Annotated in this window: 25 protein-coding genes; 18 read left to right on the forward strand and 7 right to left on the reverse strand. The window is 65.6% G+C overall.

What is annotated here, in order from left to right:
* The 4 genes from glmS to VFG17_RS15120 all read left to right on the forward strand — a co-directional run bounded on the left by glmS (position 1) and on the right by VFG17_RS15120 (position 4,079).
* Positions 1-1,824, forward strand: coding sequence for a glutamine--fructose-6-phosphate transaminase (isomerizing) (gene glmS, locus VFG17_RS15105; protein WP_325030200.1), 1,824 nt, complete (start codon positions 1-3; stop codon positions 1,822-1,824).
* Positions 1,821-2,234 carry an aldehyde-activating protein gene (locus VFG17_RS15110; RefSeq protein ID WP_325030201.1) on the forward strand — a complete coding sequence of 138 codons (414 nt, stop codon included), beginning with the start codon at positions 1,821-1,823 and terminating at the stop codon, positions 2,232-2,234. Before glmS ends, VFG17_RS15110 begins: the two co-directional genes overlap by 4 nt.
* Positions 2,235-2,239: 5 nt before the next feature.
* Positions 2,240-2,905, forward strand: a complete 666-nt coding sequence (locus tag VFG17_RS15115) for an HAD family phosphatase (protein WP_325030202.1) — start codon at positions 2,240-2,242, stop codon at positions 2,903-2,905.
* Between the two features lie 304 nt (positions 2,906-3,209).
* Entirely contained in the window at positions 3,210-4,079 is an 870-nt protein-coding gene (locus VFG17_RS15120; protein ID WP_325030203.1) for a dienelactone hydrolase family protein, read from the forward strand.
* 14 nt (positions 4,080-4,093) lie between these two features.
* Here VFG17_RS15120 and VFG17_RS15125 read toward each other — a convergent pair whose 3' ends face one another.
* Positions 4,094-4,561, reverse strand: a complete 468-nt coding sequence (locus tag VFG17_RS15125) for a DUF411 domain-containing protein (protein WP_325030204.1) — start codon at positions 4,559-4,561, stop codon at positions 4,094-4,096.
* A gap of 47 nt (positions 4,562-4,608) precedes the next feature.
* Between VFG17_RS15125 and VFG17_RS15130 the strand changes: the two genes are divergently transcribed.
* Entirely contained in the window at positions 4,609-5,175 is a 567-nt protein-coding gene (locus tag VFG17_RS15130) for a hypothetical protein (protein ID WP_325030205.1), read from the forward strand.
* 126 nt (positions 5,176-5,301) lie between these two features.
* Here VFG17_RS15130 and VFG17_RS15135 read toward each other — a convergent pair whose 3' ends face one another.
* Together VFG17_RS15135 and VFG17_RS15140 are read right to left on the reverse strand one after the other, a co-directional pair.
* Complete coding sequence (locus tag VFG17_RS15135) at positions 5,302-6,318, reverse strand: aldo/keto reductase (protein ID WP_325030206.1); 1,017 nt, start codon at positions 6,316-6,318, stop codon at positions 5,302-5,304.
* Positions 6,319-6,381: 63 nt separating this feature from the next.
* Positions 6,382-6,972, reverse strand: coding sequence for a LysE family translocator (locus tag VFG17_RS15140; RefSeq protein WP_325030207.1), 591 nt, complete (start codon positions 6,970-6,972; stop codon positions 6,382-6,384).
* 73 nt (positions 6,973-7,045) lie between these two features.
* Between VFG17_RS15140 and VFG17_RS15145 the strand changes: the two genes are divergently transcribed.
* The 10 genes from VFG17_RS15145 to queE all read left to right on the forward strand — a co-directional run bounded on the left by VFG17_RS15145 (position 7,046) and on the right by queE (position 17,234).
* A complete protein-coding gene (locus VFG17_RS15145) occupies positions 7,046-7,498 on the forward strand; it encodes an Lrp/AsnC family transcriptional regulator (RefSeq protein WP_037553927.1) in 453 nt (150 codons plus the stop codon).
* A 67-nt stretch (positions 7,499-7,565) separates the two neighbouring features.
* Positions 7,566-8,552 (forward strand): LLM class flavin-dependent oxidoreductase, encoded by a 987-nt coding sequence (locus VFG17_RS15150; protein ID WP_325030208.1) that lies wholly within the window; start codon positions 7,566-7,568, stop codon positions 8,550-8,552.
* Positions 8,553-8,662: 110 nt separating this feature from the next.
* Complete coding sequence (locus VFG17_RS15155; RefSeq protein ID WP_325030209.1) at positions 8,663-11,248, forward strand: TonB-dependent receptor; 2,586 nt, start codon at positions 8,663-8,665, stop codon at positions 11,246-11,248.
* Positions 11,248-11,988 carry a hypothetical protein gene (locus tag VFG17_RS15160; protein ID WP_325030210.1) on the forward strand — a complete coding sequence of 247 codons (741 nt, stop codon included), beginning with the start codon at positions 11,248-11,250 and terminating at the stop codon, positions 11,986-11,988. Before VFG17_RS15155 ends, VFG17_RS15160 begins: the two co-directional genes overlap by 1 nt.
* Before the next feature lie 132 nt (positions 11,989-12,120).
* The gene (locus VFG17_RS15165) at positions 12,121-13,308 is read left to right on the forward strand and encodes an aspartate aminotransferase family protein (RefSeq protein ID WP_325030211.1); all 1,188 of its coding nucleotides are present in this window, start codon (positions 12,121-12,123) and stop codon (positions 13,306-13,308) included.
* Positions 13,305-14,231 (forward strand): ornithine carbamoyltransferase, encoded by a 927-nt coding sequence (argF, locus tag VFG17_RS15170; protein ID WP_325030734.1) that lies wholly within the window; start codon positions 13,305-13,307, stop codon positions 14,229-14,231. The genes VFG17_RS15165 and argF overlap by 4 nt, the downstream gene beginning before the upstream one ends.
* A gap of 10 nt (positions 14,232-14,241) precedes the next feature.
* Positions 14,242-15,165 (forward strand): Hsp33 family molecular chaperone HslO, encoded by a 924-nt coding sequence (locus tag VFG17_RS15175; RefSeq protein WP_325030212.1) that lies wholly within the window; start codon positions 14,242-14,244, stop codon positions 15,163-15,165.
* A gap of 138 nt (positions 15,166-15,303) precedes the next feature.
* Complete coding sequence (locus VFG17_RS15180) at positions 15,304-15,711, forward strand: hypothetical protein (protein WP_325030213.1); 408 nt, start codon at positions 15,304-15,306, stop codon at positions 15,709-15,711.
* A 187-nt stretch (positions 15,712-15,898) separates the two neighbouring features.
* On the forward strand, positions 15,899-16,597 hold the full coding sequence (gene queC / locus VFG17_RS15185; RefSeq protein WP_325030214.1) for a 7-cyano-7-deazaguanine synthase QueC: 699 nt from the start codon (positions 15,899-15,901) through the stop codon (positions 16,595-16,597).
* A 4-nt stretch (positions 16,598-16,601) separates the two neighbouring features.
* Positions 16,602-17,234 carry a 7-carboxy-7-deazaguanine synthase gene (gene queE / locus VFG17_RS15190; protein ID WP_325030215.1) on the forward strand — a complete coding sequence of 211 codons (633 nt, stop codon included), beginning with the start codon at positions 16,602-16,604 and terminating at the stop codon, positions 17,232-17,234.
* A gap of 3 nt (positions 17,235-17,237) precedes the next feature.
* On the opposite strand, the gene VFG17_RS15195 is transcribed toward queE, so the two are convergent.
* Both VFG17_RS15195 and lipB read right to left on the reverse strand, forming a co-directional pair.
* Complete coding sequence (locus VFG17_RS15195) at positions 17,238-17,582, reverse strand: hypothetical protein (protein ID WP_325030216.1); 345 nt, start codon at positions 17,580-17,582, stop codon at positions 17,238-17,240.
* A 10-nt stretch (positions 17,583-17,592) separates the two neighbouring features.
* Positions 17,593-18,246: a lipoyl(octanoyl) transferase LipB gene (lipB, locus tag VFG17_RS15200; protein WP_325030217.1), complete on the reverse strand. Its 654-nt coding sequence runs from the start codon at positions 18,244-18,246 to the stop codon at positions 17,593-17,595.
* Between the two features lie 132 nt (positions 18,247-18,378).
* On the opposite strand from lipB, the gene VFG17_RS15205 reads away from it, so the two are divergent.
* Both VFG17_RS15205 and VFG17_RS15210 read left to right on the forward strand, forming a co-directional pair.
* Positions 18,379-19,125, forward strand: a complete 747-nt coding sequence (locus VFG17_RS15205; RefSeq protein ID WP_325030218.1) for a hypothetical protein — start codon at positions 18,379-18,381, stop codon at positions 19,123-19,125.
* 112 nt (positions 19,126-19,237) lie between these two features.
* A complete protein-coding gene (locus VFG17_RS15210; protein WP_325030219.1) occupies positions 19,238-20,119 on the forward strand; it encodes a hypothetical protein in 882 nt (293 codons plus the stop codon).
* A gap of 54 nt (positions 20,120-20,173) precedes the next feature.
* On the opposite strand, the gene hemF is transcribed toward VFG17_RS15210, so the two are convergent.
* Positions 20,174-21,034, reverse strand: coding sequence for an oxygen-dependent coproporphyrinogen oxidase (hemF, locus tag VFG17_RS15215; protein WP_325030220.1), 861 nt, complete (start codon positions 21,032-21,034; stop codon positions 20,174-20,176).
* Positions 21,031-21,489, reverse strand: a complete 459-nt coding sequence (locus tag VFG17_RS15220; protein ID WP_325030221.1) for a tRNA (cytidine(34)-2'-O)-methyltransferase — start codon at positions 21,487-21,489, stop codon at positions 21,031-21,033. Before VFG17_RS15220 ends, hemF begins: the two co-directional genes overlap by 4 nt.
* Positions 21,490-21,711: 222 nt before the next feature.
* On the opposite strand from VFG17_RS15220, the gene petA reads away from it, so the two are divergent.
* Positions 21,712-22,269, forward strand: coding sequence for a ubiquinol-cytochrome c reductase iron-sulfur subunit (petA, locus tag VFG17_RS15225; protein ID WP_325030222.1), 558 nt, complete (start codon positions 21,712-21,714; stop codon positions 22,267-22,269).
* The last annotated feature ends 3 nt before the right edge of the window (positions 22,270-22,272 follow it).

Below are 22,272 nucleotides of genomic sequence, written 5' to 3' on the forward strand. Positions count from 1 at the left end.
ATGTGCGGAATTATCGGAATCATCGGCACGGCCCAAGTCGCGGACCGTCTCGTCGACGGCCTCAAGCGCATGGAATATCGCGGCTATGATTCGGCGGGCGTGTGCACGGTCGAGGGCGGTCAGCTGATCCGGCGCCGCGCTGAGGGCAAGCTCGGCAATCTCGTCAAGGAGCTGGCGGGCAATCCCGCGCCGGGCACCGTGGGTATCGCGCACACGCGCTGGGCGACGCACGGCGCGCCGACGACGAGCAATGCGCACCCGCATGCGACGGGCGAAGTCGCGCTCGTCCACAACGGGATCATCGAGAATTTCAAGCCGCTGCGCGAGGCGCTGACCGCGCGCGGCCGCACCTTCGAAAGCGAGACCGATACCGAGGTCGTCGCCCACCTCGTTTCGGAGCAGGTCGAGGCCGGCCTGTCGCCGCAGGACGCGGTGAAGGCGGTGCTGCCGCAGCTGCGCGGCGCCTTCGCGCTCGCGATCGCCTTTCGCCAGCATCCCGACCTGCTCATCGGCGCGCGTCTCGGCTCGCCGCTCGTCGTCGGCTATGGCGAGGGTGAAACCTATCTCGGCTCGGATGCGCTCGCGCTTGCGCCGCTGACGCAGAAGATCGCCTATCTCGACGAAGGCGACTGGGTTGTCATCGCGCGCGAAGGCGCGCAGATTTTCGACGCCGACAACAACCCCGTGACGCGCGAGATCACCACCTCGGGCGTTACCGCCGCGGCGGTCGAGAAGGGCAATTATCGCCACTTCATGCAGAAGGAGATTTTCGAGCAGCCGACCGTGGTCGCGCAGACGCTCTCCTCCTACATCCGCCCGCTCGAACAGACGGTCGCGCTGCCGCAGATGGATTTCGACCTGAGCAAGGTCGAGCGCATCACGATCGTCGCGTGCGGCACCAGTTTCTACGCCGGAATGGTCGCCAAATATTGGTTCGAGACCTTTGCGCGCGTTCCGGTCGACATCGATGTCGCATCGGAGTTCCGCTACCGCGATCCGGTGCTGGCACCCGGCGGGCTCGCGCTCTTCATCTCGCAGTCGGGCGAGACCGCCGACACGCTCGCGGCGCTCCGCCATTGCAAGGCGCATGGCCAGACGATCGCGGTCGTCGTCAACGTCCCGACCAGCAGCATGGCACGCGAGGCCGACCTGCTGCTCCCGACCCACGCGGGGCCCGAGATCGGTGTCGCCTCGACCAAGGCTTTCACCTGCCAGCTCGCGGTGCTCGCGGCGCTTTCGGCGCACCTTGCGCTCAAGAAGGGCAAGCTTTCGGCCGCCGACGAGCATGAGATCGTCAAGCATCTGATCGAGGCGCCCGCCGCGCTCAACGCCGCGCTCGCGCACGACGAGGATATCGCCGCGATGGCGCACCTCGTCGCGCCCGCGCGCGACGTGCTCTACCTCGGCCGCGGCCCCGACTATCCGCTCGCGCTCGAAGGCGCGCTCAAGCTCAAGGAAATCTCCTACATCCACGCCGAAGGTTACGCCTCGGGCGAGATGAAGCACGGCCCGATCGCGCTGATCGACGAGGCGGTCCCGGTGATCGTCCTCGCGCCGTCAGGGCCGCTGTTCGAAAAGACGGTGAGCAACATGCAGGAAGTCATGGCGCGTGGCGGCAAGGTCGTGCTGATCAGCGACGCCGAGGGCCTCGCCGAAGCGGGCGAGGGCTGCATGGCGACGATCGAAATGCCCAAGGTCCACCCGCTGATCGCCCCGCTCGTCTATGCGGTGCCGGTGCAGCTGCTCGCCTATCATGTAGCGGTGGCCAAGGGGACCGACGTCGACCAGCCGCGCAATCTGGCGAAATCGGTGACGGTCGAATGAGCTGGGAGACGAGTTGTCACTGCGGCGCCGTTTCGGTGCGCCTCGCCAAGGCGCCCGAGGAGCTTGCCGAGTGCAATTGCTCGCTCTGCTTTTCGCACGGCATCCTCTGGGCCTATTGTTCGCCGAAGGATGTCGCGATCGAGGGCGAAACGCGGACCTATAATCGCGCCGACCGCGAAAACCCCAATTCGGACCTGCATTTCTGTGCCACTTGCGGCTGCTCGACGCACTGGTCGGCCACCGAAGGGCTGATCGAGCGGATGGGCGGCGAAGTCGACCTGATGGGCGTCAACATGCGGTTGTTTGCACCCGAACAACTCAGCGGATTGAAGCTCGCATTCCCCGACGGGCGCGGCTGGTCGGGCGAGGGGCCGTGGGGCTATGTCCGCGATCATGAGGTCATGCGCTGAACCCCATGTCTTACGCAGCGGTGATCTTCGATTTCGACGGCGTCGTCGCCGACAGCGAGGTGCGCGCCAACCTGTCGCTCGCCGAGAGCCTGACCGCCGCGGGCATGCCCGCGACCTATGACGAATGCCTGCGCGACTATTACGGGCATAATTGGCAGGAGACGCAGCGGCGGATCGAGGCGCGTTACGGGCGGCCGCTGCCCGCCGATTTCCGCGAGACCCACCGCGAGCGGGCGCGGGCGCGTTATATGGAAGGGTTCGATGCCGTCGCGGGCGTCGCGGATTTCCTGGGGACGCTCGGCGCCACGCCGCGCGCGATCGCCTCGTCGAGCCGCGCCGAATATATCGGCTGGGCGCTCGGGCTGTTCGGCCTCGCGCATCATTTCGGCGAGCACATATACAGCGCCGACGGCTGGGATCGCGGCAAGCCGTTTCCCGACATCTATCTCGCCGCCGCCAAAGGGCTGGGCGTCGACCCGGCGGATTGCCTCGCGATCGAGGATTCGCCGACCGGCGCGCGGGCCGCGATCGCGGCGGGGATGACGGTGGTCGGCTTCTGCGGCGCCGGGCATATCGTCGACCGCGCGGCTCATGGTGCGATGCTGCGCGAGGTCGGGGTGCATCATGTGGCGATGGCGTTCGACGAGATAAGTTTCCTCCCTGTCGCGTAGCGATGGGAAGGGGACCGCCGAAGGCGGTGGAGGGGCGCGACCCCGCTCTAAAGCCCCTCCGTCAGCGCTGCGCCAAAGGCGCAGTTTATCCTGAGCGCCTGCAAGGCAGTCGAAGGGCGCTGCCACCTCCCCATGGCTTGGCCACAGGGAGGAGCGAAGCGGCCAAAAACCGCTGTCCTATAAAGCCGGGCTGGATTAGCTTCGCCCTCTGATCGATCCCGATGACGGGACGAAGCATGCAATTGCGAGTGAAGTTGCGCAGTTTTCCGCGCCTTTTCCTAAAAAGCCCCAAGGAGAGAGCCCCATGTGTACCGAAAAGATGGAAGCCGATCGCGACCGCGCCGGGATGCCCGTCGCGCGCCGCAGCTTCACCGCGCTCGCGGGCGCGGGCGCATTGGTTGCGGCGCTGCCGGCGCGGGCGATGGCGGCGGGGCCGGTGAAGGGCCGCGACGTCACCATCACCACCGCCGACGGCACCTGCGACGCCTATTTCGTCGCCCCCGCCGAGGGCAAGCACTCCGGCGTGCTGGTGTGGCCCGACATTCGCGGGCTGCGCCCCGCCTTTCGCCAGATGGCCGACCGGCTCGCGGGCGAGGGCTATGCGGTGCTGACGGTGAATCCCTTTTACCGCTGGCAGAAGTCGCCCGTGGTCGATGCCGCGAACGACTGGGGCAATCCGGAAGTGCGCGAGAAACTGTTCGGCTACCTCAAACAACTCACCAAGCCGATCGTCGAGACCGACGCCAAGGCGCATCTCGCCTTTCTCGGCGCGCAGGCGGAGGTCGATACGAAGCGCAAGATCGGCACCACCGGCTATTGCATGGGCGGGCCGATGGTCATCTATACCGCGGCGCTGAAGCCCGACCGCGTCGGCGCGGCGGCGAGCTTTCATGGCGGCGGGGTGGGCACCGACAAGCCCGACAGCCCGCACCTGCTGATCCCCGCGACCAACGCCGGCTATCTTTTCGCGATCGCCGAGGATGACGACAAGGAAACGCCGAACGAGAAAGTGCTGCTGAAATCGGTGCTCGAACCGCGCAAGCAGTGGCACGAGGTCGAGGTCTATCCGGCCCAGCACGGCTGGTGCCCGCCCGACGGCCGCGTCTATAACGAAGCGGCGGCGGAGAAGGCGTGGGGGCGGATGCTGGAGTTGTTCAAGGCCGAGCTGGCCTGAGCGCCGCTTGACGCTCAGTGCGCGTGCGCGCCGCCGCTCGCGGCGTAGCTCGCATAGACGCGCTGGCCCCCGGGGCCGAAGGTCATGACCTTATAGGCTTCGCGATGGTCGCCATGCTCCATGCCCGGCGATCCGACCGGCATGCCCGCGACGGCGAGGCCTTTCACGCCCTTCGGCTTTTCGCGGAGCAGGCGGGAGATCTCCTTCGCGGGCACATGCCCCTCGATCACATAGCCGCCGACGAGCACGGTGTGACAGCTGCGCAGCGCCTGCGGCACGCCCTGCTTGTCCTTGACCGCCGCCATATCGGGCGAATTGACGACCACCGCTTTCGACCCGAACGACGCCTTGACCTGCTCGAGCCATTTGAGGCAGCAGCCGCAACCCGCGTCGCGGAACATCGTCGGGTTCGCAGCATGCGCGGTGCCGATGATGGCAGAAAAAGCGGCGAGGGCGAAAAACGTGCGGCGGACAGGAGTCATCGCAAAATCCTTTGGCAGACAATGCGCCGAACCTATAGGCGGAGCCCATGAAAGTCCATTTCATCCGCTCGGGCGAGCGCCGCTACGGCATGCGGATCGAGCGCGAGGATGCGCCGGTGCTGGTGATGGATCCGGCACCGGGCTTCGATCCCGACCTGCCGCATGACATGGTGCATTTCGTCGTCGAGGCGGCGCTGGGACTCAAGACCGGCGTGTTCGGCCAGATCGCGGCGGGGGGCGATGCGGGATCGTTCCACGTCGAAGCGGGCGGCGCCTTGCCGGCGAAGGAACGCCAGCGCGCGGCGCGCAAGCAGGTTGCCAAGGGCGCCAAGCTGATCAAGGCGCAAGGCCGCGAGGGCGAACTCTCCGAACTCGCCGCCTTCCTGTTCGATGTCGGCTGGCGGAGCGGCCAGCGCCCCGACAGCGCAGCGCAGCGCGTGGCGCTCGGCGAGGCCGAACGGACGCGGGCCGGCCTCAGTCCCGACGAGCGCGCGCGGATCGATGCCGCGCGGCCACGCGTGTTAGCCGATTTCGAACGGCTATCGCAGGCGTGGCGCGGGCTGCGGGTCGGCGATACGCTGACGCTCGAATGGCCATCAGGGCGCATCATCTGAATCGTCACCCTCGGACGAGGCAAGTGACTCGCACGACTTGATCCGGGGTCCATTCGTGCGGCATTTGGAAGAGTGGATCCCGGATCAAGTCCGGGAGGACGAAAGGAGGGAATGAGCCGATCCTGCTCATCCCATCGGGTAGAGGATCTCCTTGCTGACCTTGTGCAGCGCCTTCATCACATCGTCGGACAGCACCAGTTCCATCGCATCAAGGATCGGCTCGACCTGATCATAGGCGCTGACCCCGACGATCGTCGACGCGACGAAATCATGCTGTTTCGACCACGCTGTCGCCATCGTCACCGGATGCAGGCCCGCTTCCTCGGCGATCTTGAGATAGCGTTCGGTCGCCGCGAGGCTCTTGTCGTTGACGAAACGGCGGCCCATCGCCGCCTGCCGGCCCTCCATCTGCAGGTAGCGCGAAAAGCGCGCGCCCTCGGGGGTCGCGCCGCCCTGATATTTGCCCGACAGCACCCCGCCGGCGAGCGGCGAATAGGGGATCAGGCTGACGCCTTCCTGCCGGCACACCTGCGCCAATTCGTCCTCGAAGCGGCGGTTGTTGAGGCTGAAATTATTCTGGATCGTGTGATAGCGCGCGCCGCCCATCCGCTCCGACGCCGCGAGCGATTTCATCAGCCCCCAACTCGTCTCGTTCGAGCATCCGAGGATGCGCACCTTGCCCATGCGGACGAGCTCGTCGAGCGCATCCATCATCTCGTCATAGGGCGCGTCATGATCGGGCCAGTGCGTCTGATAGAGGTCGACATAGTCTGTCTGGAGCCGCGTCAGGCTGTCGTCGATGGCCTGGAAGATATTCTTGCGGTCGAGCGCGGTCATGCCGCGCCGGCATGGCGATTTGAACCAGACGTGGCTCGGACCCGAGACTTTCGTCGCGAGGATGATCGCGTCGCGCGGTTTGGTCTTCATCCAGCGCCCGACGATTTCCTCGGTGCGTCCGACCCATTTGACGTCGGGCGGCACCGGATAGCCCTCTGCGGTGTCGAAGAAATTGATCCCGGCGTCGAAGCAGCGGTCAAGCACGCGGAACGCCATTGCTTCGTCGGCCTGGCTGCCGAAGGTCATCGTCCCCATGCAGATGTCGGAGACGTGGATGGCGCTTTGTCCGAGGCGGCGGCTCTGCATGGCTTTGTTCTCCGGTCACAAGAGGGGAGCGCCGTGCATAGGTTGCGCGTTGAAACCTTGCAATCAGATGAGGAGCGCGAGTGACCCCACGAGCAGCGCCGCCATCGTCCAGTTGAACGCCTTGAGCCGCGCCGGGCTCGACAGCCAGCCGCGCAGCGACACGCCCATCACCGCCCACAGGCTGGTCGAGGGCAGGTTGATGATCCCGAAGATCACGGCGACGAGCAGCACCGCGGCGAAATTGCGGTCGGGCGCGTAGAGCGCGATCGCGGTCAGCGCCATCGACCACGCCTTGGGGTTCACCCATTGGAACAGCACCGCCTGGAAAAAGCTCATCGGCTTGCCGCGTGCGCTGCCCGCCGTATCGGGCGCGGCGGCGTTCGCGATCTTCCACGCGAGCCAGAGCAGATAGGCGACGCTTACGACCTTGAGCACGATGTTCAGCACCGGGAACAGGTCAAACAGCCCCATCAGCCCGACCCCGACGAGGACGATCATCAGCGTGAAGCCGATGCCCACACCCAAGGCATGCGGCACGGTGCGGCGCAGGCCGAAATTGGCGCCTGACGCCATCAGCATCATATTGTTCGGCCCCGGCGTGATCGAAGAGACGAGCGCGAAGGCGGAGAGCGCGGCGAGGGTGGTCTGTTCCATCCGCGCAACATAATGCGTTTCGATGTCCGATGGATTGCAAAGATGGGCCGCGTTCGGCTAGATTATGCAATCCATGATCAAGATCGATGCCATCGGCCGCAAGATATTGCACGAATTGTCGCGCGACGGGCGAATCTCGAACCTCGAACTCGCCGATCGTGTCGGGCTGTCGCCCTCGGCCTGCCTGCGCCGCGTGCAGGAGCTCGAGCGCAGCGGCGTAATCAAGGGCTATCGCGCGGTGATCGACCCCGCGAAACTCGGGCTCACCTTCCTTGCCTATGTGACCGTCGGGCTGTCGTCGCACACCAAGAAATCGCAGGCCGGCTTCGAGGCGGCGATGGCCGAGGCACCCGAGGTGCGCGAATGCCACAATATCACCGGCACGATCGAGTATCTGCTGCGCGTCGAGACCGAAGATCTCGCTTCCTACAAGCATTTCCACACCGAGGTGCTCGGCGTGCTGCCGCAGGTGCATTCGATCACCACCTATGTGCTGATGGATTCGCCGAAGGACGAGCGGGCGTAGTTTTTCTTCGCGCCGCCCGCGAAGCGGTGCGCTTGAACCTGCGCGGCGTCCACCGCATATCCGTTTCATGACGAAACTCTCTTTTCTCGACCTCGTGCCCGTCACCGACACCGGCACGATCGCGCAATCGCTCGCCAACGCCGCCGATCTCGCCCGCCATGCCGAGGCGCTCGGTTTCGAACGTTGCTGGGTCGCCGAGCATCACGGCATGGCGGGGATCGCGAGCGCGGCGACCTCGGTCGTGCTCGCGCATATTGGGCAGGCGACCAAGAGCATTCGGATCGGATCGGCCGGTATCATGCTGCCGAACCATGCGCCGATGGTGATCGCCGAGCAGTTCGGGACGCTTGAGGCGCTGTTCCCCGGCCGCATCGATCTCGGCCTGGGTCGCGCGCCGGGGTCGGATCAGCGCGTCGCGCGCGCCTTGCGCCGCACGCTCGCCAGCGACGAGCGCCAGTTTCCGCAGGATGTGCTGGAATTGCAGGCCTTTCTGGCCGGCGACGACCAACTCGGCATCACCGCCGTGCCGGGCGCGGGCACGCATATCCCGCTGTGGATATTGGGATCGAGCCTGTTCGGCGCGCAGCTCGCGGCGATGCTCGGGCTGCCTTACGCCTTCGCCAGCCACTTCGCGCCCGACGCGCTCGACGAGGCGCTCGACATCTATCGCCGCCAGTTCAAACCCTCGGCTCAGCTTGCCGAGCCCTATGCCGCGGCGGCGTTCAACGCCTTCGCCGCCGGTACGCGCGAGGAAGCCGAACTGCTCGCCTCGTCGCAGCAGCAGGCGTTTGTTGCGCTGCGCACCGGCAATCCCGGCAAGATGAAGCCGCCGCTCGAAGGCTATAAGGACAGCCTGCCGCCCAATTCGCGCGCCATCCTCGACCATGTGCTGCAATGCTCGGCGGTCGGCACCGCCGACGACATCGCGGCGGGGCTCAAGGCGTTTCAGGCGCGCACGGGCGTCGACGAGGTGATCATCGCGTCGTCGATGTACGACCATGATGCACGCAAACGCTCGCTCGCGTTGACGATGGAGGCGGCGCGCTCGCTTTGACAATGTGACGGTCGCGTCACCAAAGCATATCCATATTGTCATTGTTGCGTCGCCGAATCGACGCGGCAGACCCCTAGGCGCAGCGCGTCTTTCCAAAAGGGGTCGCTTCCATGTCCGTCAAATTCTCCCTCGCCGGGGCGAGCGTAATCGCGCTGCTCGCTTCTTCTCCCGCTGTCGCGCAGGATGCGCCGACCGACGAGGGCGAGGCGATCGTCGTCACCGGCCAGCGCGCGCAGCAGGAACGCGCGATCGAGATCAAGCGCGATGCCGTCGGCATCATGGACGTCGCCGCGGCGGACGAGATCGGCCAGCTTCCCGACCGCAACGTCGCCGAGGTGATCGAGCGGCTGCCCGGCGTCGGCGTGCAATATGACCAGGGCGAGGGGCGCTATGTCGCGATCCGCGGTATTCCGTCGGATCTCAACAATTATACCGTCAACGGCTTCGAGCTCGGCAACCCCGACGGCAATACGCGCCGCCTGCCGCTCGACATCGTCTCGGGCCAGCTGCTCAACCGCGTCGAAGTGACCAAGGCGAAGACCGCCGATCTCGATGCGCAGGGCATCGGCGGCACGATCAACCTCGTCACCCAGACCGCCTTCGACTTCGCCGAACCCTTTGTCCTTTCGGCGAATGTTCAGGCGGGTTACCAGACACTCAACGAGAAGGTGCCGATCCGCGGCGATGCGAGCATCGGCGGCCGCTTCGGCAGCGACGAGCAGTTCGGCATCCTGATCGGCGCAAGTTATTCGAAGCGCGATTTCCAGAGCTTCGGCATTTTTCCCGACGATTGGACGCCGTTTCCCGGCGCGGCGCGGGGCGGGATGCCGACCAACATCAAATATACCGATTATCAACTCGAGCGCGAACGCATCGGCGGTATCGCCTCGCTCGACTGGCGGCCGAGCGACACGACCCACCTGTGGGCGCGCGGCCTCTACAGCAAGTTCACCGAGAATGAATATCGTCAGCGCTTCCGCCTCGATTTCGCTACGCAGGACCAGCGCGACGAGGGAACGGTGACGCTGAACCCCGACGGGCTGACCGGCGTCGCGAGCGAGAGCGAGCAGCGGTCGGACTTGCGCCTCGAATATAAGGAAAAGTCGGTGCTGGTCGGCATGGTCGGGGGAACGACCGAGACGGACGACTGGACCTTCGACTATGGTCTCGCGCGCTCGCACAACGAAGTGATCGAGCCGAACCAGCTCTGGCAATTCCGCGGCAATCCGGGCGTCGTCGATTTCGACTTCACCGACAAATTGTTCAGCGCCGTCCCGCGCACCCCGCTGACCGCCGACGGCCTCGGCTTCCGTCAATATACGGCGCAGGACGAAAGCGGCGACGAATATATCTGGACCGGCCGGCTCGACGTCACGCGAAAGCTCGGCTTCGGCGACGACAGCTGGCTGAAGCTCGGCGGCAAATATCGCGCGACCGACAAGGATTTCGATGCGAACAACAGCATCTTTTCGCGTGGGTCCGATGCCGCCACGCGCTTCACGCTCGGCCAGTTCGGGCTGCAGGGCGCCGACGTGATTTCGCATGTCGGCGGCGGCCACGACTATCTGATCACCCCGGTGATCGACGGCGATCTGATCGACGCCTTCACCGCCGACCCGGCGAACGCCGCCTATTTCGTGCTCGACGAGACCTCGACCCTCGCCAATGCGACGCTGAGCGACCTCGACCTCGGCGAGGATATCGCCGCGGGCTATGCGATGGCGAACCTCGATTTCGGGTCGATCACGGTCACGCCGGGCATCCGCGTCGAACGCACCGACCTGACGATCCGCGGCTTCCAGCTCGAGAACGAGACCGACGTCGTTCCGGTGAATGCGAAGCGCAGCTATACCAATTGGCTGCCGAGCCTGATCGTGCGGATCGAGCCCAATGACGAAGTGATCGTCCGCCTCGCCTATACGCGCAGCGTCGGGCGCCCCAATTATTCGGACCTGACCCCGGGCGGCGAGATCGCCTATGAAGCGAACGACGACGGGACGTTCGACGGGTCGGTGTCGCTGGGCAACCCGAACCTCGAGCCCTATGTGGCCGACGCGCTCGACGCTTCGGCCGAATGGTATTTCGCGAAGGGCGGGCTGTTTTCGGTCGGCGTGTTCGCCAAATTCATCCAGAACCCCGTCTATACGCAAAGCTATACGCTGCTCGACACCAGCTATGGCGGGCGCGACTACGCCGTGCTCGGTTTCTCGCAAAAGGCGAACGGAACGAGCGCCGACATTATCGGGCTCGAACTCGCCTATCGCCAGCAGTTCGACTTCCTGCCCGGCTTCCTCTCGGGCTTCGGGGTCGAGGCGAACATGACCCTGATCGATTCGAAGCTGAAGGTTCCCGGCCGTGCCGACCCGGCGGCGTTCCCCGAGCAGTCGAACCTGCTCTATGGCGCGCAGCTCTTCTATCAAAAGGGGCCGATCGAGGCGTCGATCGCCTATCACAACACCGGCCGCGCGCTGATCTCGCTCGGCTCGGCGATGCTCGGCGATCAATATAATGACGATCTGCGCCGCCTCGACGCCAAGGCGTCGATCGCGCTCACCGGCAATGTCAGCCTGTTCGTCGAGGGGCAGAATCTGACCGACGAGCCGACACGCCAATATCAGGGCGAGCGCCGCGACTGGATCATCCAGAACGAGCGTTATGGCCGGACCTTCTACGCCGGCGCGTCGGTGCGCTTCTGATGCTCGCCGCCGCGCTCCTGACGCTCGCGACGATCGCCGCGCCCGAGGCCGGCCAGGGCGTCGCGGCGGACCGGAACCATGTCTATGCCATCGATAATTATGTCATCGGCAAATATGACAAGACGAGCGGCAAGCGGGTCGCCGCGTGGGAGGGCGACCCGAAGCTGTTCCCGCATCTCAACAGCTGCGCGGTGGTAAAGGCCGAGCTCGTCTGCGCGGCGTCCAACTATCCCAAAGTGCCGATGGCGAGCAGCGTCGAGATTTTCGATGCGAAGACGCTCCGCCATGTCCGCACGGTCAGCCTCGGCCGCTTATATGGTTCGCTCACCGCGATGGACTGGCACGGCGGCAGCTGGTGGGCGGTGTTCGCCAATTATGACGAGCGCGGCGGCGAGCCGGGGCGCGATCACCGTTTCACGACGCTGGTTCGCATGGACGCCAGCTTCCGCCCGCTCGAATCCTGGCTCTTTCCCGACGCCGTACTCGCGCGCTTCGCGCCGAAAAGCTGCTCGGGTTTCGCGTGGGGCGCCGACGGGCTGATGTATGCGAGCGGGCACGATCGCCCCGAAATCTATGCGCTGCGACTGCCGAAGGCAGGTGCGACGCTCGACCTGGTGGCGACGCTGCCGGTGCCGACCGCGGGGCAGGCGATCGACTGGGATCCGGCCAAGCCGCGCCTGCTGTGGTCGATCGATCGCGCGAAGAAGGAAATCCGGGCGACGCCGATCCCGGCACCCTGATCGTCTTTTCCGTCATCCCGGCGCGAGACCCGGCGTGTTGACGCGCCTCTAGCCGCGGCAGTATAGGAGCCGCCCGATCAAGGGCGGCCCGAACGGGGTCGCCTTTTTACTTTTGACTGAAAGGTGCTTGCCATGTCGATCACGCCGCTGATGCCCGTATACCCCCGGTGTGCCGTGCGTCCGGTGCGCGGCGAGGGCGCGTATCTGATCGGCGAGCGAGGCGAGCGTTATCTGGACTTCGCGAGCGGCATCGCGGTCAACCTGCTCGGCCATGGCCACCCGCACCTGACCAAGGCGATTCAGGAACAGGCCGCGACGCTGATGCACGTGTCGAACCTTTATGGCAGCCCGCAGGGTGAGGCCTATGCCGCGCGGCTGGTCGACAACACCTTCGCCGACACCGTCTTCCTGACCAACTCGGGCGCCGAGGCGGTCGAGTGCGCGATCAAGACCGCGCGCGCCTATCATTCGAGCGCGGGCAATCCCGAAAAGCACACGCTCATCACCTTCAACAACGCCTTCCACGGCCGCACGCTCGGCACGATCTCGGCGACCAATCAGGAAAAGCTGCGCAAGGGTTTCGACCCGCTGCTGCCGGGCTTCGCCTATGCGCCGTTCGACGACATCAATGCCGCGCTCGATCTGGTCGACGACAACACCGCGGGCTTCCTTGTCGAGCCGATCCAGGGCGAGGGCGGCATCCGCCCCGCCTCGCAGCCTTTCCTGCAGGCGCTGCGCGACATCTGCGACAAGCGCGACCTGATGCTGATCTTCGACGAGGTCCAGTGCGGCGTTGCGCGCACCGGCCATCTCTATGCCTATGAACATTATGGTGTCACCCCCGACATCATGGCGAGCGCCAAGGGCATCGGCGGCGGCTTCCCGATGGGGGCGTGCCTCGCGACCGAAAAGGCCGCGCGCGGCATGGTCATCGGCACGCACGGGTCGACCTATGGCGGCAACCCGCTCGCTTGCGCGGCGGGGCAGGCGGTGCTCGACGTCGTTCTGGAGGAAGGCTTCCTCGATCAGGTGAAGGCGACCGGCGAGCGGCTGCGCGGCGCGCTCGAACAGCTCATCCCCAACCACGACCATCTGTTCGACAGCGTGCGCGGCATTGGCCTGATGCTCGGGCTCAAGCTCAATTCGGACAGCCGCGCCTTCGTCGCGCATCTACGCGACAATCACGGGCTGCTGACCGTCGCGGCGGGCGAGAATGTCGTCCGCGTGCTGCCGCCGCTCAACATCGACGATAACCACATCGCCGAATTCATCGAGAAACTGTCGGCAGGCGCGGCGAGCTATACGCCGCCCGAATCCTGATGCGGCGTTTCCTCAACCTGTCCGATGCGGGCGGCGATGCCGTCGCCGCGATGCTGTCGGACGCGATCGACCGCAAGGCCGCGCGTGCGGGCTGGCCGAAGGCGAAGCCCGATGCCGACGCGCCACTCGCCGGCCATGTGCTCGCGATGGTGTTCGAGAAGAATTCGACGCGTACGCGCGCTTCGTTCGACATCGCGATCCGCCAGCTCGGCGGGGTGCCGATGATCATGGACGCGGGCGTGACGCAGCTCGGGCGCGGCGAGACGATCGCCGACACCGCGCGCGTGCTGTCGCGCTACGCCGACGCGATCATGATCCGCACCGACGATCATGCGAAGGTAGAGGAACTCGCCGAATATGCGAGCGTCCCCGTGATCAACGGTCTGACCGACCTGTCGCACCCGTGCCAGATCGTCGCCGACCTTTTGACGGTGGTCGAAAGCGGCAAGGCGCTGCCGGGGCTCGAACTCGCGTGGCTCGGCGACGGCAACAATGTTCTTGCGTCGCTGATCGAGGCGGCGGGGCTGTTCGGCTTCCACGTCCGTGCGGGCGTGCCGCAGGGCTATGAGCCCGACGCGCGCTTCGTCGAGGCGGCGCGGGCGAAGGGTTCGCGCATCGAGGTCGTGCGCGATGCGCGCGAAGCGGTGGCGGGCGCCGATCTGGTCGTCACCGACACCTGGGTGTCGATGGGGCAGGATCACGCGCATAACAAGATCGCGGCGATGGCGCCTTACCAGGTCGATGAACAGCTGATGGCGGGCGCCAAGGGCGATGCCATCTTCCTTCATTGCCTGCCCGCGCATCGCGGCGACGAGGTCGTCGACGCGGTGATCGACGGCGCGCAGTCGCGCGTCTGGGACGAGGCGGAAAACCGCGTCCATGCGCAGAAATCGATCCTGCTCTGGGCGCTCGGGAAATTGTGAGCTTAAGGACGTGAGCGAGACCATCGAAACCTGGTTCGACCAGCCGTTGCTGTTCACCATTGCCGAACGCCATGTGCGCGGGCGGCTGGTGCGGCTCGGGCCCACGTTGCGGACGATCATCGGCGCGCATAATTATCCGCCGGTCGCCGAAAAGCTCCTCGCCGAGGCGCTGGTGCTCACCGTGCTGCTCGGCTCGACGCTGAAGGACGAGAATGGCCAGCTGACGCTGCAGGCGCAGACCGGCGGCGGGCCGGTCGAGCTGCTCGTCTGCGATTATCGCGGCGGCGAGCTGCGCGGCTATCTCAAATTCGATGCCGAGCGGTTGGCCGAGGCCGGGTCCGATCCGACGCTGTTCGCGCTGTTCGGCGAAGGCTTCCTCGCCATCACTTTCGATCAGGCGACGACCGGCGAACGCTATCAGGGCATCGTCCCGCTCGAAGGCGCCTCGATCGGCGAGGCCGCCGAGCATTATTTCGAGCAGTCGGAGCAGATTTCGAGCCTGATCAAGCTCGCCGCGCGCCACGATCCCGAAGCGGGCTGCCTCGCCGGTGGATTGCTGCTTCAGCATCTTCCCGAGGGCGAGGTCGGCCGCGACCGGTTGCACGTTCGCCACGACAATCCCGAATGGGAGCATGCCAAGACGATCGCGGCGACGCTCAAGGACGAGGAGCTCACCGATCCCGCGACCTCGCTGGAGACGCTGGCGTGGCGGCTGTTCCACGAGGATGAAGTGCGCATCGAGCCGGGCGTCATCGTGTCGCGCGGATGCCGGTGCAGCACCGGCTATTTTGCCGGCGTTCTCGCGCAATTTCCCGAGGCCGAGCGCGCCGAAATGGCCGACGACGACGGTCGTATCGTCGTCGACTGCGCCTTTTGCTCGCGCTTCTTCCCGATCCCGCTCGACGAGATCGCGACCCATGATCGCGCCGAATAGCCCGGCATGCTTCCGCCGAATCCGGCGATGAAACGAGCAAATTCAGCGCCAAGCGGTTGAAAAGCCTCGGGCGCGTTGTTACCTACGGATAACGGGGTCGCATCCAGCCCGCGCGGGCGGCCAAGTGGACAGGTGTAAATGGCGATCTTCTCTCCCTTCGCACGATATGGTTTGATGGCGCTCGGCCTCGCTGGCGCGGCAACCGCGGTGCCGGCGCAGGCGCCGTCGCTGGCGATGCTCGACCGGCTCGAAAAGGGCAGCTGGCAGCTGCGCGAACGCGGCAAGGACTCGGTCGTCCGCACGGTCTGCGTCGGCGACGCGCGGCGGATGATCCAGGTCTATCACCCGGGCGCGACCTGTTCGCGCTATGTCATCGAGGATGCGCCGAATTCGGTGACCGTCCACTACACCTGCCCGGGCGCGGGCCACGGCCGCACGACGATCCGCAGCGAGACGAACCGGCTGGTCCAGATCGACACGCAGGGCATTGCCGAGGGCAGGCCCTTTTCGCAGGCGATCGAGGCGCGGCGCACAGGCGGCTGCTGATCTTTGCGCGCCGCGCTAAGGCAATGTTAACCATCCAGAATTAAACGGAAAGAAGACATGCTTCTTCGTATGTCTTCTCCCTAACGGCTATCATGCCGAACTGGGCCGTGCGGCAACCGCCTCGCGGCCCGTTTCTTTGATGCGGCGGGCCCTTGCACCCCCGGCGGCACGAGCCTATCTGGCGCCGATGCAGCAAGTTTCCGGAAAAAGCGTGATCGTCCTTCTGTCGGGCGGGCTCGACTCGATGGTCTGCGCGGGCCTCGCGCGCGAAGCGGGCGCGCGCATCGTCGCGCTGACGATCGACTACAACCAGCGCCACCGCGTCGAACTCGAATCCGCCGCGCGCATCGCCGAATATGTCGGCGCGGCCGAACATATCGTCCTGCCGCTCGACCTCCGCCGTTTCGGCGGCTCGGCGCTGACTGCCGACATCGACGTGCCCAAGGACGGCGTGCCCAAGTTGGAGGGGGGCGACGATGTGCCGATCACCTATGTCCCCGCGCGCAACCTCATTTTCCTGTCGCTGACGCTCGGGCTTGCCGAGGCGCGGGAGGCGCAGGACATCGTCATCGGCGTCAATGCGCTCGACTATTCGGGCTATCCCGACTGCCGCCCCGAATTCATCCAGGGCTTCGAAAAGCTCGCGGCGCTGGCGACGCGCGACGGCGACAAGGGCATCGAATTCCGCATCCACGCGCCGCTTCAGCATATGACCAAGGCCGATATCGCCGCCGAAGCGGCGCGGCTCGGCATGGACGCGGGGATGAGCTGGTCGTGCTACGATCCAACGCCCGAAGGGCTGCATTGCGGATCGTGCGACAGCTGCCGCCTCCGGTCGAAGGGCTTCGCCGACGCCGGGCTCGCTGACCCGACGCGTTACGCCTGAGGCCATGACCTACGCCGTCAAAGAAATTTTCCTCACCCTGCAGGGCGAGGGCGCGCAGGCGGGCCGCCGCGCGGTGTTCTGCCGCTTTGCCGGGTGTAATTTGTGGACGGGCCGCGAACAGGACCGCGCCAAGGCGGTCTGCCAATTCTGCGACACCGATTTCGTCGGCACCGACGGGACCCTGGGCGGCAAATATAAGACCGCCGCCGCGCTCGCCGATGTCATCGCCGAAAGCTGGGGCGAGGGCAGCGAAGACCGCTATGTCGTGCTGACCGGCGGCGAGCCGATGCTGCAGGTCGACGACGCGTTTATCGACGCGCTGCACGACCGCGGCTTCACCATCGCGATCGAAAGCAACGGCACGCTGCCGATCCCGCGCAGCATCGACTGGATTTGCGTCAGCCCGAAAGCGGGGAGCGAACTGGTTCAGACGAGCGGCGACGAACTCAAGCTGGTTTGGCCGCAGCCGGGCAGCGATGTCGTGCGGCTCGCGGCGCTCGACTTCAAACATCTGCTCGTCCAGCCGCTCGACGATCCGAACGCGAGCGCCAATGTGCAGGCGTGCATCGATCTGGTGATGGACGACCCGCGCTGGCGCCTGTCGCTCCAGACGCACAAGCATCTGGGGTTGCGTTAGACCCTATTCGCCCTTCTTGGCGGCGCTATCGTCGGTGATCGCCTTTTTCGCGACCGGCATGTCGACCGCTTCGGGGTCGTCGCCGGCATCGCTTTCGGCGGCGGCTTCGTCGCCCTCGCTGGCCTCTTCGGCCTTGGGCGCGTCCTTCTTCGTTCCGTCGTCGGGAATGCTGTTGTCGACCGCGGTGCCGTCGCCCGCCACATTATCGAGGATGATCATCGAATCGCTCACCGATCCGGGCTGAACCTCGACCGCGTCGAGCGTGGTCGTCGATTTGCCCTTGCTGTCGCCGCCGCCGCAGGCGGCGAGGGCGAGCAGGGGGAGCGAGGCGAGAATGATGCGGGTCATGGCAGGGTTCCTAGTCTGTCGGCCCGAGCTTGTCGAGAAAGGCGGGCAGCGTCCGGGCCAGCGCCGCATCGACGTCGGCGAAGGTCGCGGCCTTGCCGAGCGCGGCCAGGCTCGTCACCGGGAATTCGGCGATGCCGCAGGGGACGATCCCGCCGAAATGCGAAAGGTCGGGCGCAACGTTGAGCGAAAAGCCGTGCATCGTCACCCAGCGTTTGACGCGCACCCCGATCGCGCCGATCTTCGCCTCGCGCCCGTCGGCATCGTCGGTCCAGATGCCGATCCGTCCCTCCGCCCGCCGCGCCGCGACGCCGAGCAGCGCGAGCGCGTCGATCACCCAGCCTTCGAGCGCCGCGACGTAGGCGCGCACGTCGCGCCCGCGGCGCGTCAGGTCGAGCTGGATATAGCCGACGCGTTGGCCGGGCCCGTGATAGGTGTAACGCCCGCCGCGCCCGGCATCGTAAACCGGGAATTGCGGGTTGAGCAGCTCGGCGGGATCGGCGCTCGTCCCGGCGGTATAGAGCGGCGGATGCTCGATCAGCCAGATGCGTTCGCCCGCGTTCCCGCCGTGGATCGCCGCGGCGCGCGCCTCCATGTCGGCGAGCGCCGCGTCATAGTCGGTGAGGCCGGGGCTTATCGTCCATTCGGGCGGGGGAAGGGCGGTCATGACGCGGGCTATCTGGCCCGCCGCGCCGTTCGGCGCAAGACCCCGCGGCGCGCAGGGCCGACAGGGCTGGACAGACGCGCCGAAGATCGTCACGTTCGCCGCAACGGGGAACCAGAAAATGACGGGGTATCAATGGTAAAATTCGACATGGGCGCGGCGTGGGACGACACGTTGCAGCTTTTGAAATCGCATACGGCGCTCGTCGGGACGATCGCCGGCGTATTTCTCTTCCTCCCCGCGCTCGCTTTCGCCTGGTTCGGGCCGGTGCCGATCGAGCCGCCGGCGGGCGCCGATTTCGATCAGGTGATGGCGACGTTCCGCGAAAGTTTTCGTCAGATGGTCCCGGGTCAGCTCGTCGTCGCTCTCGCGACGATGATCGGTTCGGTTGCGATCCTGCGCCTGTGGCTTTCGCGGACCGGCGTCAGCGTCGGCGAGGCGCTGACCTTTGGCCTGATGCTCTTTCCCACGATGCTTGTGGCCCAGATTCTCTCGGGCATCGGTATCGGCATCGGTTTCATCCTGCTGATCATTCCCGGCCTCTATCTGATCGGGCGGCTTGCGCTCGTCGCGCCGGCGATCGCCGACCGCGCGATCTATAATCCGATCGAGGCGATCCGCACGAGCTGGGACCTCACCCGGAACAACGGCTGGGCGGTCTTCTTCTTCCTGTTCCTCGTCAACCTCGTGATCGTGATCGCGGCGCTGATCATCGGCGGCATCGTCGCGGTGATCTTCGGCAGCGAGCCGGGCATCGGCCGCATGCTGGGAGGCTTCGTCGAGGCCGCGTTCGGCGCGATCGGCAGCTTGGTGTCGGTTGCGATATCGGCGGCCGCCTATCGCCAGCTCGCGGTTGGCGGCGATGGCGACGTGTTTCGGTGACGGGCATGCCCGCAATAATAATATATGTGTCGCAATCCGGGCGAAGCCGATCGGCCTTCGCCCAAGCTTGAATGGAGTGAAGAACGGGCTTTGATAAGCAGGGGAAAGTGACATGACGAAAATGAGTATCGGAGCGGCCTTTTCCGAAACCTTCGCGTTTCTGAAAGCCAATTGGATGCAGATGCTGATGTGGGTGGGCGGGGCGCTCGTCGTCGTCGGGCTGCTCGGTTATTTGTTCCTCGGATCGACCTTTTCGGCGATGGCGATGGCGCCCAACGACCCGTCGCTCATCATGGGGGCTTTCGGCAAGATCGGGCTGTTCGCGCTGATCGCCGCGGTCATTTTCTATGGCGTGTCGATGCTGATCTGGCGTGGCGGCATGCACCCCGGCGAAGCGCCCAATTTCGCCTGGGCGTTCCAGGCCGGACCGGCGCTCGCCTTTGGCATGGTGGTGATCATGATCGCCGCCTATATCGTCATCTTCATCGTCATGTTCATCATGACGCTGATTTTCGGCGCGGCACTCGGCGGCATGGGGGGATTGTCCCCTGCGGCGCTCGAATCGGGCGGTGCCGGCGCGATCGGCGGCGGGGCGATCCTTTTGATGGTCATCCTCTATGTCGCGATGGTCGTCTTTCTGTTGTGGGTGCAGGGGCGGTTCATGGTTGCCGGGCCGGTGATGGCCGAGCGGCTGACGCGCAATCCGGTTACCGGGCTCGGCGAATCGTGGCGGCTGACCGGTCCGTCGCAATGGGTAATCGTGGGTTTTTACCTGCTCTTCACGATCGGAATGCTCGTCTATATCTTTATCGCAAGCATGATCTTCGGAGGCGTGCTTGGGGCGATCGTTGGCGGATCGGTCGTCGGCGCGATGCTGACGATGATCGTGATGGCGGCGCTGGTTTACCTGCCGATCATCATGGTTTCCTTCTCGATGCCGGTCGGCATCTATCGCGCCATTGCACCGCGCGCGTCGGGCGACGTCTTCGCCTGACCTGCCGTCAAGGGAAGCGAAAGGGCGCTCCGGAAACGGGGCGCCCTTTTCGCGTCAGGCCCATTTGGCGAGCGGCGGCAGGCTCATCAGGATCGCGTCGATATTGCCGCCGGTCTTGAGCCCGAACAAAGTGCCGCGATCATAGACAAGGTTGAATTCGGCGTAGCGGCCGCGCCAGATTAGCTGCGCGTCGCGCTGGGCCTCGGTAAAGGGCAGGCCCATGCGGCGGCGCACGATCTGCGGAAAGATGTCGAGGAAGGCCTCGCCGACGGCCTGCGTCAGCTGGAAATTGCGGTCATATTCGGCATCGTCGCCGCATTCGAGATGGTCGTAGAAGATACCGCCGACGCCGCGGTGGACGCCGCGATGCGGGATATAGAAATAATCCTCGGCCCATTTGGCATAGCGTTCATAGACGTCGGGTCCGAAAGGGGCGCACGCGGCGCGGAGCCGCGCATGAAAGGCGTCGGTGTCCTCCTGATAGGGAATCGGCGGGTTGAGGTCGGCGCCGCCGCCGAACCAACGCTTGGTTGTCGCGAGGAAGCGCGTGTTCATATGCACCGCGGGGACGTGGGGGTTCGCCATATGCGCGACGAGGCTGATTCCGGTGGCGAAGAAGCTCGGGTCTTCGGACGCGCCGTGGATCGACGCGGCGAAATCGGGCGCGAACTGGCCGCCGACGGTCGAGACATTGACCCCGACCTTTTCGAAGACCTGGCCCGTCATCACGCCGCGCACGCCGCCGCCGCCCTCGCCGGGCGCCAACCCCTCGGCCTCGCGGTCCCACGGCGTATAGGCAAAGCGCGCGTCGCTGCCCGCCTCGGCTTCGATCGCTTCGAACTCGGCGCAGATACGGTCGTGAAGCGATTCGAACCAGCTGCGCGCACTCTGTTGCTGCGGGTCGAGCGTGATCATGCGGGAAAGCCTTTCGTTTGCCGGAGCGCCTCGGCGAGCGCGATGCCAGCCGCGACCGCGACATTCAAGGATCGAAAGCCGGGCTGCATCGGAATCGCGACCCGCGCGGCGACGGCGTCGTGGACATGATGCGGAACGCCGGCGCTTTCGGATCCGAACAGCAGGACGTCGCCCGCCTCGAATTCGAAATCGGGAAGCGGTGTCGCACCCGCGGTCGTCAGCAGCACGACGCGTTGCCCGCCGATTTGCGCCCATTGGCGAAAGGCGTCCCACTCGGGGTGCCGCCGGACGTTGGCGCGCACGGCATAATCCATGCCCGCGCGCTTGAGCGCGGCGTCGCCGAACGGAAAACCGCAGGGTTCGATGATATGCGTCGGCGCGCCGAAACAGGCGGCGGTGCGCAGGATCGTGCCGACATTGCCGGCGATGTCGGGTTGAAACAGGGCGATTTCCATCGCGCCGTCATAAAGCCGAAGGCGCCGCGAATCGAGGGGCTTGGCCGCATCGGGGCCGCCGGGTGACGCAAGCGGAAATTGCCTGTTGGCAAGCCCGGACTGTGCGGCTATCAGGCCCGCAATTCCCGGAGGGGCCGCCGGGTTGTGCGCTTTCGTGCGCGTGCAACAGGGCTGGTCATACCTTCGAGAACTATTGTGGTTCACCCATACAAGGGCAATCGAATGGCCAGTGAAACTGAACTCAACGCCGGTATCGAAGATGGCGTACGCCGCCGGGATTTCATCAATATTGCGGCAGTGAGTTTCGCTGGTGTCGGTTCGGTCGCCGTGGTGCTGCCGCTGCTCAACCAGATGAACCCGTCGGCCGACGTGCTCGCGCTGTCGTCGACCGAGATCGACATTTCGGCGATCCAGCCGGGGCAGGCGATCAAGACCAGCTGGCGCAAGCAGCCGGTGTTCGTGCGCAATCTCGTCCCCGCGGAAATCGCCGAGGCGAAGAAGGTGCCGCTCGGCGACCTGCGCGATCCCGAAACGATCGACCAGCGCACCAAGCCCGGCAAGGAAAACTGGCTGATCACGCTCGGCGTCTGCACCCATCTGGGCTGCGTGCCGCTCGGCGCCGCCGAGGGCGAGAATCGCGGCGACTTCGGCGGCTATTTCTGCCCGTGCCACGGTTCGCACTACGACACCGCGGCGCGCATCCGTAAGGGGCCGGCGCCCAAGAATCTGGTCGTGCCGCCCTATGAATTCACCAGCGACACCGTCGTGACGATCGGCTGAGGA

Origin of the sequence: Sphingopyxis sp. (assembly GCF_035686825.1) — a bacterium.
Lineage (GTDB): Bacteria > Pseudomonadota > Alphaproteobacteria > Sphingomonadales > Sphingomonadaceae > Sphingopyxis.